This window comes from Clostridium sp. DFI.1.208, from assembly GCF_024463855.1.
Classification (GTDB): Bacteria; Bacillota_I; Bacilli_A; order Erysipelotrichales; family Erysipelotrichaceae; genus Clostridium_AQ.
Map to the genome: position 1 here is coordinate 14165 of NZ_JANGCA010000035.1, position 12792 is coordinate 26956.

The window sequence follows — 12792 nt, forward strand, 5'->3', positions numbered from 1 at the left end:
TTATAAATTTACAATTATGATTAAGAAAGGTTAATTATGATAGGTCTTAAAAAACGAGATATAAAAAAGGCATTAAAAGCAGGTGCAAGGGCTGGTGGTATTTCATTGGCTGATGTACGTGCTGATATTGAAGCGACGATTGATGAAGTTATGAATAGTACAGACCCAGAGGTGCAGGCAAATTTCAAAAAGTATTTTGGAAACAAACGCCCTACGCCAGAAGAATATATTTATATAATTACAAAGAAAACAGTTAAAGGACTGAAAGTATGAAAATAGAACGTCTGATAGGAATAATCTTTTATTTAATAAATAGAGAGTGTGTAACAACAAATGAATTAGCACAAAAGTTTGAAGTATCTCGCAGAACGATTTTACGAGATATTGATACACTAACTCTTGCCGGTATTCCGATTTATTCTGAGTTAGGTGTAAATGGTGGATATATCATAAATAAAGATTTTAAGGTTGATGAAAAAATTATTGACAACAATAATAAAGAATATATTTTGCTTGCTTTAAATAGTCTAAGAACTGTTTACGGAAATAAAAAAGTCATTGAAACTTACGAAAAAATGAAGCATCTCTATAATGATGTAAATATCAATACACTTCCAGATGTTGATTTCTCAGTTGTAACGGAAAGTCCACAAATTATGGGGTGTGTAGACTTAATCAATAAAGCAACAAAAGAACAGAGAACTATAAAATTTACATATACTAATTCCGCAGGAAATACAAAAAAAGTTTTTTTAAACCCATTACATACATATTATAGGTGGTATTCTTGGTATGTTTTTGGATATGATACTTCTAAAAATGATTATCGTATGTTCAAAGTAGTAAGAATGAAAAATATTTCTTTAACAAAAGAGCTTTTTCAATCCAATGATAATATAGCTGACCTTTTATCTGATTTTGAAAAAAGGCGCAACCAGACAAATATTACTGTTGTTCTATCTTACAAAAAAGAAATAGATACTTTAGTTAATGAATACTTTAAAGGAGAAATTGTTGAAATTGTTAATGAATGTTTTATAAGAGAAATTCAGATTAAAGAAAATGATTTTATAACATTCTCAATCCTTTTGGGTCTTTGCGATAAAGTAAAAATATTATCCCCTCAAAAATACAAAGAAAAAGTATTAGCTCATATCAGCGAAATAAAGAAAAATTTCACTTAATAGTGACATACATTTGTCACTATTCCTGCTATATAATTTTCTCATATCGAAAATATGAGGAGATGTGAAAATGAAAAAAGTATATGTATATTTATTAGACGACATGGCAGAATGCGAAATTGGTTATATTTTACAAGCATTCAGTATGGAAAAATTATTAAAAAATGGAACTAAAGAATTTGAAGTAAAGACAGTTAGTTTTAATAAAGAACCCGTCTTAACTTTAGGTGGATTAACAATTGTTCCAGATTATACTATATCAGAAGTTGATTTCAACGCTAGTACAGCTCTACTTTTACCGGGTTCTTCTACTTGGGGAAGTAAAGAAAATCAAGAAATATTGGAAAAAGCACAAGAATGTTTAAACAAAAATATTTTAGTAGGTGCTATTTGTGGGGCAACACTCGCACTTGCTGATTATGGTATATTAGATAAATTTAAACACACAAGTAATTCTTTGGAGTATCTAAATTTCTTTTCAAAAAACTATGCAGGACAGAGCTCGTATGTTTGTTCTAATTCCGTTTTAGACAGAAACTTAGTGACAGCAAGTTCGGCAGGCTCATTAGAATGGACGAAAAATATTCTAAAGAGCCTTAATGTATATTCTGACAAGAAAATTACTGCTTTTTACAATTATTACTCGACAGGAAACGTAAAATACTATGATGAACTTTTAAAATAAAAAATAAAAATGTTTGGGGCTGTATCTTTGCATTTGTATTTCTGTGGAATGCTTTTTAAATGGTAAAGGGTTGAGAAAGTTTATGATAGGTCTTAAAAAGAGAGATATTAAAAAAGCTTTGAAAGCTGGTGCAAAGGCTGGCGGTATGTCATTGGCTGATGTACGGGCTGATATAGAAGCTACTATTGATGAAGCTATGAACAGCACCGACCCAGATGTGCAGGCAAATTTCAAAAAGTATTTTGGAAACAAACACCCTACACCAGAAGAATATATTTATAAAATTACGAAGAAAACAAAAATTTAATTTCTTTAATATTCATTAGTTTTGCAATTTAAAAAAGTTTTTGCCAATTTAAAAAAGTTCTTGAAATTCATTTTAATTGCCCTTACGATTACCTTATCAAGCTTGATATTCATTTTAAGCAGGAGGTAATAATTTGAAAATTGAAGAATTTAAAGATATAAAGATAGCATATATGCGTAGAGTTGGTAAGTATGGTTTGGAGAATAAACACTTAATGGAAACCTTTAAAGCGTATTTAAAAGCGAAAGGTTTACTAAAAAAAGAAACCACTATACTTGGTATAGCTTTGGACAATCCTATGTACATTTCAGAAGAAAGACAACGATATGATGTAGGTATTATTATTTCTAATAAAGAGAGTAAATATGATTTACCAGTCCGCAATATTGCTAATGGTTGCTACGCTATATTTGAGGTTGAACATACTGAGGAAAGTGTATCAGATTTTTGGAAGAACATTCAGACATTAACTGCTGATTTATCAATAGATGTTTCAAAGCCTATTATTGAACGATATGCTTTCTCAAAAATTTCATCACATTTATGTGAATTTTGTATTCCTTTAAAATAAAAGGTGGTGTTTCAATGGAAATGCAGTCATGGGTATTATGCCCCATTTGCAATAATAAGACACGAACTAAAGTGCGAGAAGATACGGAACTGGTAAATTTCCCTTTGTTCTGTCCAAAGTGTAAGACGGAAACTTTAATCAATATAGAACATGGAAAAGTAACTATTATCAAAGAGCCAGACGCTAAGACGCAGAGCCGATAATTTGTAGGTTATTGCAACTTATGGATTGTCGGCTCTTATTTGTTCCCTGCGAAGCAGATCAACAAATAAGTCTTGAAGAAATACAGTTAAAAAGAAAATAGGGAAAATAAGAAGCTGATTACTTCTTATTCTCCCTGCTGTTCAAGATACCGTCAATCGTACCTTGAATAATCTTTAATTCGTTATCACTCAATAAATCAAGTGCTGTTTCTATCTGACGGCGAGCTGTGTTTTTTGCCACTTTCTCTGCTGGATAGAAATATTCATCAACAGATATATTGAACATGGTAACTAAATCATGGAATAATTGAAAACTTGGGTGTGAACCGACATTTTCAATATCTGCGATATGGCGTTCCCCATAGAATACCTTGTCGCCTAAATCATTACGGGACAGCCCTGCTCTTTCACGGGCTTCTCTGATTGCCAGCCCTAACGGTCTGAAATCAAAAGTATGTGTTTCTTTTGTTTTTCTCATATTAAATCACCTAGCATGAGTTTATATCTCATGTTATGTAATTAGAATGTGTTAAAAATGCATATATTATGCAGTTATAATTCAGAAGGTGTCATTGTAACGGAAAATAAAAAAAACCGTTCCGAGATGATATACTTTTGTGCGTTTTGAAAATATAACGGGGCGGTTTTGGATATAACCAGAGCCGTCCTTTTTCATTGGTGGTTCAAGGTATAGCTCTGGTAAAGGGGGCTATATCATGATTGTATATGGAAGAATACTTTGCTGTTCCCAACTGAAAAAATATTTTAGTCCAGCATTACAATCATTCTACCCTCTACAAGAATTAAAAATTCATACAGATAACATTTATAAAGCAGTCCGTTTGTGTATTCACATTCACACGGGCTGTTTTTATTTTACCAAAAAGTTTTTTCGATTTTTTCTGGTTTCAACTTAACAAATCACACTTGCCATTCCCTATATGGTGCGGAAAGAGGGATAAACACTTTTCACGTCATAACGGAAAGGGGGTGAGATTGATGAAACCGTCTGACTTCCAGAAAACTGTTCAATGCCGTTTTGAAAGTTGTTTGAAGAAAGTTGTCCGTCATGTTGTCAGGGACTATCAGCAGGGATTTAAGCGAAGAAAGGAAAAAGAAATTTCCTTTTGTGAACTTCCAGAAATCATGGTCGAAAACTTGGCTGTATGGGACGACTACGAAACAGACTATACGATTTTCAACGTATGCGGTAATGATATTCGTGTCTATGATGATGAATTGGCAGAAGCCTTGAAACAGTTATCCGAACGTAATCGAGAAACTTTGTTGATGTATTACTTTTTGGAAATGAACAATGAAGAAATCGCCAAAAAGCAAAATATTTCCAGAAGCGGAGTTTTTCAGAACCGCCACAATTCATTGGCACTTATGAGAAAACTATTAAAGGAGAAACGATAGCAAATGAAACACACATTTAAGAAGCCGTCTTACTACTTGCTTTCGCAGGCTATGGACGGGGACGAAAAAGCGATTGAAAAGATACTGGCATTTTATGACCCATACATATCAAAGTGCTGTCTGCGTCCACTTTATGATGAATACGGAAATGTTTATATTGTCGTAGATATGGAGTTAAAGGGACTTATCCGAGAAGCACTTATCAAAATGATTTTAGGGTTTGATATTGCCTTAGAAATCGAAGAAGAATAACAAGCAGTAATGCAGAGTATGATTTGTTCAATCCCCTCTTTCCTGCTCTGCACCCTGCTTTTATATGAAAGCAACACGCTTTCGCCACAGCTCTTTGACAACTAAATAAAGCAGACAGATACGTTTGTGAGATAGCGAGCCACGGGGACTGTACGCCACGACCTTTTCAAAAGAAAGCGAGCGACCCACGCAGTGATCCGAGAGCGACTGTTGGAAAAGTCGTTTTGCCACGACCTATCCTCACAGAATAATGATACGTCCGCATGGTGCGGTTCTGCCCATAAGAATGGGAATAGTTGAGATACTAACGGAGCTTTCCAAAGCCGTCTGCCTGCTTGTAAAAAATGACACACAGTAAAGGGGGTGCATAGATTATGAACAATACTGATGTGCCTATCTGGGAAAAATATACGCTGACGATTGAAGAAGCGTCCAAATACTTCCGTATCGGCGAAAAGAAGTTACGTAAATTAGCTGAAGAAAATATTGACGCTGGCTGGGTTATCGTGAACGGTAATCGTATTCAGATAAAGCGAAAACAATTTGAAAAAATCATAGATACATTGGACGAAATCTAATGTCATTGAGCCGTAGATATGGTATAATAAGGTATAGCGTATCACGGCTCATTCCATGACGGAAAGGAGCTTTACACTATGTCTAATGTGAAACGAAAAGACAGTAAAAATCGCAATTTGCGTAATGGAGAGAGCCAGCGAAAAGACGGAAGATACGTTTATAAATATACCGATATATACGGAAAGCCACAATTTATCTATTCTTGGAAACTTGTACCGACAGACAAGACACCTGCTGGAAAGCGTGATGATATATCGTTGAGGGAAAAAGAAGCACAGATAAAAAAAGACCTCAATGACGGTATCGACACGGCAGGCGGTAAAATGACAGTCTGCCAGCTTTATGAGAAGAAAAACAGCCAAAGAAAGAACATCAAGAGGGCTACTGAAAAGGGACGACAGTATCTTATGAACGCTCTGAAAAATGACCCATTGGGTATGAGGGCGATTGATACTGTTAAACAGTCGGACGCTAAAGAATGGGCTATCAGAATGAGCGAAAAAGGATATGCCTATAAAACGATTGATAACTACAAGCGTTCCTTGAAAGCGTCATTTTATATGGCAATACAAGACGACTGTATCAGAAAGAACCCGTTTGAATTTAAGCTAAGTGATGTTCTGGAAGATGATACGGAACAGAAAGTTATCCTTACACCAGAGCAGGAAGAACGCCTGCTTGCCTTTATGGAAAAGGACAAGATTTACAGCAAGTATTATGATGAGGTTGTGCTTCTGCTGGAAACGGGACTTCGTATTTCTGAATTTTGCGGACTGACGACGCATATTGATATGCAGAATAGAATACTCAATATAGACCACCAGTTATTGAAAGATAGCGAAATCGGCTACTATATTGAAACGCCAAAGACTAAAAACGGAAAACGGGAACTTCCATTAACAGAACGGGCTTATCAAGCAATCCAAAGAATACTAAAGAACAGAGGAAAGGCACAACCGCTGATTGTAGGTGGTTACAGCAATTTCTTATTCTTGAACCGTGAGGGCTTGCCTAAAGTTGCAGGAAACTATGAGGGCATGGTGCGAGGACTGATTAAGAAGTATAACAAGTACCACAAGGACAAGTTACCGAACATCACACCACATTCATTCCGACATACTTATTGTACGAATATGGCAAACAGAGGAATGAACCCTAATACCCTACAATATCTCATGGGACACGCTAACATAACCATGACACTTGGCTATTATGCACACGGTACATTTCAATCTGCAAAAGCGGAGCTGGAAAGACTGGCTTGTTAATATCGGAGCCTATATTTACTACTCATTTACTACTTTTGGTTGCATTTTCATGCTGGTAAATGCCAGCTTATGCAAGGTATCTTCCAAAAAGAAAATACCGATAAAGCCCTAAAATACGGGATATATCGGCATTTACCAACTTATGAAAAGATAATCAGAAATTTAGTAAGTTTTTATAAGGAATATGCAATAAATAAAAGGTTAAATATAGATGATAATTATGTAACTATAAATAGTTACATATATATTTATCTATACAGTTAGCATTGATGCTAACTCATTAAGTTGATTATGAAATATTCAAAGTTTCGATATTTTTTATGAGGTATATGCAATAAATAGAAGGTTAAATACAAGAGATGATTTAGCAATTCCTGATTGTTTTATCCTCATAGAATTTTCTGCTTCATGTTTGTATTATCTGAAAAAGTCAGCTGTGAAATAGCTTTTGTAAAGTGCTATTTTCTCGATTTTCCTGTATAATAAACACATAAGAAAAAAGGAGACTGTAATGGAAGAAATCAAGGAAATGAGTCTGAAGTTTTCGGAATCACCGCTGTGTCCGATTGCGGCCGATGTTATTAGTGATGGCGAAAGCATTTATTTTTATATGTATGATCTGGATTTTGAAAATGAACGGCTGATTGCCCGCTCTGCTTGCTGGGTGAAGAATCTGGTTGCGGCACCAAAATCCTTTCAGAAGGAGAAAATCGAGCAGGATCATCAACCGGTATTACCGAGCATGTTTGTGGATGAAGCTATGTCTACAGATCCCTGGAATGAGGAAGCACTGGAAATCGTCTGGAGCAAGGAAGGCCATATCGCCGGTTTGTTGTATAACGGTGAGGTTGTCTGTGTGATACCCTCCTGGGCAGATGGACATAACTTCCCCGGCTACGCCCTGTATGCGAAAGAAAACAATATGGTGTCCTGGAGGCTGAAGGATGCCAGTCCTATGGTAGAACGAATCCTGGAGGGAAAGGATTTCTGGAAGCAGGAATTTAATGAGGTGTGGAAGAATTACAATACCCCGTATTTTTCTTCACTCAGTGATATATTTGGAGCAGCAACAAACTGCTATGACTTAAACAAGGACCGCTTTCCAAGCAGACTGCTGCTGACCTTTGAAAAAGATGGAGAAACCTATGTGTTCACCATTGGCACCGGGATGTTTTCCATGCCGAATGCAGACCGCTATTATGCGGAATACGAGGAGTATGCCCGCTGTGAATTTGCAATGAAATATCCAAGCGATTCCCTGCGTAAGGAAGAGGAGCTGGAGCTGTTCACATCCATTGCCGGGCTGTGCTCACTGCCATGGCATGCGATTGACTGTGTCGGACATGGACATACGCTGGATATTCGTGTGAAAGAGAATTCCGGTTGTGTTTTGATTGACGATGATAAAAGTGTGAATCCTCTCCCGCTGCATTTGAAACAGGATGGTGTACGGCTGTACTGGATTCGCAGTGTGGAGGATGATATTTTTACGCAGCTGCGGGATGAAGAAAAGAAAACGCAGCTGCTGGAACAGCTGAGTCTGCATACAGAATTATTATAGAATCATAAGCTATGCGAATCATAGCACGCAGTGATGGAACAGAAAGGATGTTTCTTTCTGTTCCTACGTGTAAGTGCTGAAGCAACAGCTACCGTTCATAGAAACAAGAGACACATCGCGTGTCTTTTTTGTTTACTAGAAAGACCTTCTGAAGAAAGAACAAAAGAAAAAAGCAACTTATTATCATAGGAAAATTCGTGGATATCAAAATTATCGTGAGAAGGAAAGGGTGCTTTAAATTATCATGGGGTTGGTAATTCGTTGCTTAAAAACATTATGAAAACAGATGGTCATAAGGGGATAGCATCGATATCAAAATTAGATTCCCATTGTGCTGGACACTTTATCAGCGAATATTCACCATGCTGGTTATACGATAGCAATACAATAACGATTAGTAACACATGCTTTCTGTAGGCTAGAGAGGCAGAGAAAGGCTTCCTTTGTTACGCTTTTATGAAGAAGCCATGGAAATCATGCTGTGTATGGGTTCCTCGCAGCTGCTATACATGCTGGTTATCCCTTTCAATCAGACAGGCTGCGCAGCTCATTTTTCAACAGCTGCTGCACACTATCAAACTGGAGTGTTTTATACTGCATCATTTCTTCTAACATCTCTTTCATATGCCCCTGCAGGATACCCTTCGGCACCGCTGTGCTGCTGAGCTGTACATGGTCAAACCATGGATTGCTTTGCAGTAAGGTCTGACGCAGCTCCTGCTGCTGATCCATCGCCTTTAACTGTGTAATATATTCCTTTATATATTGCAGCGTACGCTCCTCATCCTGAAGCTCTGCGGTATACATATACAGCTGTGAGGTAATGGATAAGGGGAAGCGGAATGAGCGGTTTAATGCTTCAATCAGCTGCAGACAGTCCTTCAGCTGTTCCTTGTGATGATGACGATTCGCCAGATTACACATATTCAGCAGTATCATACCAAGCTGATTATAATGGGAGAACAGATGTGCCTGCAGCATATGCGTTGCATCCTCCTCATCCTTGATCTGCATGGCGAGTGAGCATTCCAGAGAAGCGGTATCCGCAAGCTTTGGAAGCTCCTGAAGGATACGCAGCCCTTCTTCATAATGCTGTTCCATCGCCATAAAATTAACAGTGAGAATACCGGCAAGCTGCTTATTCTCCAGATTGCCGGAAAGCATCATCTCCTTGGCAAGCTCTTTTGCCAGTGCCAGAAATTCATTCGCCTGTTCCTCCTCCTGTACCAGTAAAAGCACTTGCATATATAAGCGTGCTGTTGACAGCTTCAGGTCTTCACTGTTGGGATACTGCCGCAAAAGTCTCCTGACAAAAGCCATAGCCTCTGCAAACGGTGCCTGTTGAAACTGCTGCAGCATTTCCTCACACAGCTCTTTTACCTGCTCTTTGCTCAGATTTTTTTCAAAATTCAACAGCTCATCAATACTGATGTCAAAGATTCGTGCTAAAATGGGAAGTGTAGATATATCCGGACAGCTGCTTCCATGCTCCCATTTGCTGACAGCCGCACAGCTGACGTGAAGCAGCGATGCCAGTGCTTCCTGAGTATAGCCCTTTTCATTCCGAAGACGAACAATGTTTTTTCCAATATCCATACGTATTACCTTTACTTTCTACAAATACCTGTATTTATAGTATACGGCAGGACAGGGCTTCCTGCAATGGAGGACTGGTTAACATTTTGTTGAATATTTTAACTGCCGGTTAACGTAAGGAGGGATGTTTATGAGTACCTATGTCATGAGTGATGTACATGGTTTGAAGTGCCGCTATGATGCCATGCTGGAGGCTCTTGCATTAAAAGAGGAGGATACTCTGTATATACTGGGGGATGTGATCGATCGCGGACCGGATGGAATTGCCATTCTTCGCGATGTGATGACGCGTGAACATGTAGTGATGCTGCTGGGAAATCATGAGTATATGATGAAGCAGTATTATGAGGCAATCCATCATGTGATAACCGATATGCATGAGGCATGGGTGGTCATCGATCGCTGGAAACGCAATCACTGTAGAACAACCATGGATGCCTTTGAACGTTTGCATGAAGTACAGCAGCGTGAGCTTCTGGACTATCTGGATCAGCTGCCACTTGCTGTCTGTGATCTCAGGGTGAATAATGAAGTATTTTACCTAGTACACGGCAGTGCGCAGCCGCAGTTTTTACACGGTGTCGTTACACAGCAGGATATGGAAGGAAAAGAAGCAGCGATTGAACAGTTTGTATGGGATCGTATGGATGTGCATATGCGTCCGTTTGATGATCGTACAGTGATTGTCGGACATACACCGACACTGTTTTTCCAGCAGGAGCGCCCCTATGCTGTCTGGACGGATACAGGGAATCTGAAAACTGCGCGGGTTGTGGATATCGACTGCGGCTGTGCGGCGAATGATATTCACAGCAGACTGGGCGTTATCTGTCTGGATACACGAACGGTCCAATATTTTTAAAAACGGGTTGACTCTGACATTGTGTCATAGCGTATACTTCGTATGAGCTCAGGAAAGCGAGGTACCTTGCATGTTAAAAATCGGTGATTTTTCAAAGCTGTCCAGAATCAGCATCCGAATGCTGCGTTATTATGAAAAGCATAATCTGTTGAAGCCCCGCCAGGTGGATGAGGAAAGCGGATATCGCTTTTATGCGCATGAACAGATTTTTGAGGCTGCCAAAATACGGTTTCTGAAGGAAGCCGGCTTCAGTGTGGCCATGATGGAGGAAATCATGCGGCAGTACGACAGTCCACAGGAGATTCAGCGTTATTTTCAGATACGCATGAAGGAGCTGAAAGAGGAGCAGCAGAGAATTTTAAATACACTGATTCGACTGGAGCAGGCCCAAATGCTGCTCGATAAGGAGAATACGTTTATGAACTATACAGTAGAAGTGAAACAGATAAAAGGAATGTATGCCGCAACCCTGCGCACCGTGATTCCCACATATGAACGTGAGGATCTGGTGTGGAAGAGAATGTACAGCATCCTTGCGGAAAAGCATCGGGACATCACCTTTGCACAGCCGCAGCATGCGCGGGCATATTTCTATGATGAGGGATTCGCAGAAAAGGATGTTGATGTGGAAATCGCCACTGAGGTGATCGGCAGCTATGAGGATGTGGAGGATATCCGGTTTCGACAGCTGAAGGATGAAACTGTGGCAAGTGTTACCTTCACCGGTGATTACAGCCAGATCAGTGAGGTCTGCATGGCGATTACGCTGTGGATTGAAGAAAACGGCTATGAGCTGGACGGAGCGAATTTCTGTATGTATCACAAGGGATGGGGACAGTGTGACAATCCAAAGGATTTTGTGACGGAAATCTGCTTCCCGATTCGTAAATAACAAAAGAAAGCAAAAGAAAACAATCCTGTGTTAGAGTTATGCAGGATTGTTTTTCAGTATGCGTTGGGAAAGGATATTCGTGTAACGCTTATTTCATATGCGCATCGAGGAAGCGGAAAATCCTTTGGTAATATTCCTTTGGCTGTTCATACATATTGGCTCTGTGTCCACTGTTTTCCACAATGTAGAGATCCTTCACGGACTGACAGGCATCATATAAGGCAAATGCCATATCACAGGGGACATGCACATCCTTTTCTCCATGCAGAAACAGCGTAGGAAGAACGGCTCGCTCCATCTTCGGCAATGCGCTTGCCTTGCGGATTCCGAATTTCATCTTCTGTTTTACAAGGACACCCATGGAATCCAGAATCGGGAACGGAGGCATTTTATAATAGTGTGTCATCTGCCAGGACAGGATATCATATACAGAGGTGTAGCCACCGTCCTCTATGATGCAGCGTACTGCGGCAGGCAGTTTGTCCTGCGGACAGAATAGAATCGTATCTGCCCCCATAGAGATGCCATACAAAACGATTTCCGCCTGAGCGTCCATTTCCAGAACCGCATCAATCCAGCGTAGCAAATCCTTACGCTCATTCCAGCCCAGTGAAATCAAAGAGCCTTCACTCTCTCCGTGTGCGCGTGCATCCGGGGTAAGCACATGATAGCCCTGTTCATGAAAGGCTCTTGCGACTGTTCGCATATCCTCCTTGCAGCAGGCGTAGTCATGGAGAACGATTGCCCAGCGATGTGATGTATGGTCATGGGAAGGGTAAATCATGCCAACCAGCTGCAGACCGTCTTCGCTTTCTACAGATACCTTATCAACCGCAACATTCTGTAACCATTTCTTGCAGAGCAGCAGCTCCTTGTGGCGCCGTGTTTTCTGTTCATCATTCAGATCCGCGTCCGCCAGGCTCAGCTGTTTTCCCTTTTTCAGTTTTTTCCGGTTCAGCGTCTGGTCGAACAGTGTCCGGCATAGGAAGAAATCTGTTGCGGCAGCAAGTGTGGATGCTGCCCCCAGCCCAGTGATGATTTTTGATTTTTTGCTCATGTTGTCAGCTCCCATCTATTTCGTTTATTATTTATATTATATAATGAATTTGCTGAAAATACGAGCGGAAACGTTTACATATTGCATAAAAGGTGTAAAAGTAACTGATGATTTTAAAGCTATGCACTCCTTCGCAGAAAGACGGAAGTCAAAGAAGGCAGCCTTTTAAACCGTGAGGCTGTAGAAATAATTAGATATGAGAATCGGGATTGGCCGCCTGTTGATGCCATGAATTGCGCTTGTTCATTGCATAAAGATGCATGCCAGGCTGCAATAAATATGAATAAACATACAGGATTGAGGTTACTCCTATCGATATACACAGGGTAGTAATTGAGGGCTGCTCGATAACCTTC

The 12792-nt window shown here is 39.5% G+C and carries 16 protein-coding genes; 13 read left to right on the forward strand and 3 right to left on the reverse strand.

Annotated features, from left to right (window positions below; all coding sequences use genetic code 11):
- Positions 1-36: 36 nt before the first annotated feature.
- The 6 genes from NE665_RS16275 to NE665_RS16300 all read left to right on the forward strand — a co-directional run bounded on the left by NE665_RS16275 (position 37) and on the right by NE665_RS16300 (position 2950).
- Entirely contained in the window at positions 37-273 is a 237-nt protein-coding gene (locus NE665_RS16275; protein ID WP_077744568.1) for a hypothetical protein, read from the forward strand.
- Positions 270-1184, forward strand: a complete 915-nt coding sequence (locus tag NE665_RS16280) for a WYL domain-containing protein (protein ID WP_202666994.1) — start codon at positions 270-272, stop codon at positions 1182-1184. The genes NE665_RS16275 and NE665_RS16280 overlap by 4 nt, the downstream gene beginning before the upstream one ends.
- Positions 1185-1254: 70 nt before the next feature.
- Positions 1255-1869, forward strand: coding sequence for a DJ-1/PfpI family protein (locus NE665_RS16285; protein WP_077735072.1), 615 nt, complete (start codon positions 1255-1257; stop codon positions 1867-1869).
- Positions 1870-1951: 82 nt separating this feature from the next.
- The gene (locus NE665_RS16290) at positions 1952-2176 is read left to right on the forward strand and encodes a hypothetical protein (RefSeq protein WP_052829451.1); all 225 of its coding nucleotides are present in this window, start codon (positions 1952-1954) and stop codon (positions 2174-2176) included.
- A 133-nt stretch (positions 2177-2309) separates the two neighbouring features.
- Complete coding sequence (locus NE665_RS16295) at positions 2310-2747, forward strand: GyrI-like domain-containing protein (protein ID WP_074431867.1); 438 nt, start codon at positions 2310-2312, stop codon at positions 2745-2747.
- A 14-nt stretch (positions 2748-2761) separates the two neighbouring features.
- Positions 2762-2950, forward strand: a complete 189-nt coding sequence (locus tag NE665_RS16300) for a cysteine-rich KTR domain-containing protein (protein ID WP_076627785.1) — start codon at positions 2762-2764, stop codon at positions 2948-2950.
- 118 nt (positions 2951-3068) lie between these two features.
- Here the strand turns inward: NE665_RS16300 and NE665_RS16305 are convergent, their stop codons facing one another.
- Positions 3069-3428 carry a helix-turn-helix transcriptional regulator gene (locus tag NE665_RS16305; RefSeq protein WP_076627784.1) on the reverse strand — a complete coding sequence of 120 codons (360 nt, stop codon included), beginning with the start codon at positions 3426-3428 and terminating at the stop codon, positions 3069-3071.
- A gap of 521 nt (positions 3429-3949) precedes the next feature.
- Here NE665_RS16305 and NE665_RS16310 point away from each other — a divergent pair.
- The 5 genes from NE665_RS16310 to NE665_RS16330 all read left to right on the forward strand — a co-directional run bounded on the left by NE665_RS16310 (position 3950) and on the right by NE665_RS16330 (position 8029).
- Positions 3950-4369 (forward strand): sigma-70 family RNA polymerase sigma factor, encoded by a 420-nt coding sequence (locus NE665_RS16310; protein WP_076627783.1) that lies wholly within the window; start codon positions 3950-3952, stop codon positions 4367-4369.
- A gap of 3 nt (positions 4370-4372) precedes the next feature.
- A complete protein-coding gene (locus NE665_RS16315; protein WP_076627782.1) occupies positions 4373-4621 on the forward strand; it encodes a helix-turn-helix domain-containing protein in 249 nt (82 codons plus the stop codon).
- 374 nt (positions 4622-4995) lie between these two features.
- Positions 4996-5199 carry an excisionase gene (locus NE665_RS16320; protein ID WP_004613735.1) on the forward strand — a complete coding sequence of 68 codons (204 nt, stop codon included), beginning with the start codon at positions 4996-4998 and terminating at the stop codon, positions 5197-5199.
- A 78-nt stretch (positions 5200-5277) separates the two neighbouring features.
- The gene (locus NE665_RS16325) at positions 5278-6468 is read left to right on the forward strand and encodes a site-specific integrase (protein WP_004843378.1); all 1191 of its coding nucleotides are present in this window, start codon (positions 5278-5280) and stop codon (positions 6466-6468) included.
- A gap of 511 nt (positions 6469-6979) precedes the next feature.
- Positions 6980-8029: a suppressor of fused domain protein gene (locus tag NE665_RS16330; protein WP_117443106.1), complete on the forward strand. Its 1050-nt coding sequence runs from the start codon at positions 6980-6982 to the stop codon at positions 8027-8029.
- Positions 8030-8554: 525 nt separating this feature from the next.
- Here NE665_RS16330 and NE665_RS16335 read toward each other — a convergent pair.
- Positions 8555-9625 carry a helix-turn-helix transcriptional regulator gene (locus NE665_RS16335; RefSeq protein ID WP_117443105.1) on the reverse strand — a complete coding sequence of 357 codons (1071 nt, stop codon included), beginning with the start codon at positions 9623-9625 and terminating at the stop codon, positions 8555-8557.
- A 130-nt stretch (positions 9626-9755) separates the two neighbouring features.
- On the opposite strand from NE665_RS16335, the gene NE665_RS16340 reads away from it, so the two are divergent.
- A complete protein-coding gene (locus NE665_RS16340) occupies positions 9756-10487 on the forward strand; it encodes a metallophosphoesterase (RefSeq protein WP_117443104.1) in 732 nt (243 codons plus the stop codon).
- A gap of 70 nt (positions 10488-10557) precedes the next feature.
- Entirely contained in the window at positions 10558-11379 is an 822-nt protein-coding gene (locus NE665_RS16345) for a MerR family transcriptional regulator (protein WP_117443103.1), read from the forward strand.
- 88 nt (positions 11380-11467) lie between these two features.
- Here the strand turns inward: NE665_RS16345 and NE665_RS16350 are convergent, their stop codons facing one another.
- The gene (locus tag NE665_RS16350; RefSeq protein ID WP_117443102.1) at positions 11468-12436 is read right to left on the reverse strand and encodes an alpha/beta hydrolase; all 969 of its coding nucleotides are present in this window, start codon (positions 12434-12436) and stop codon (positions 11468-11470) included.
- Positions 12437-12792: the final 356 nt, after the last annotated feature.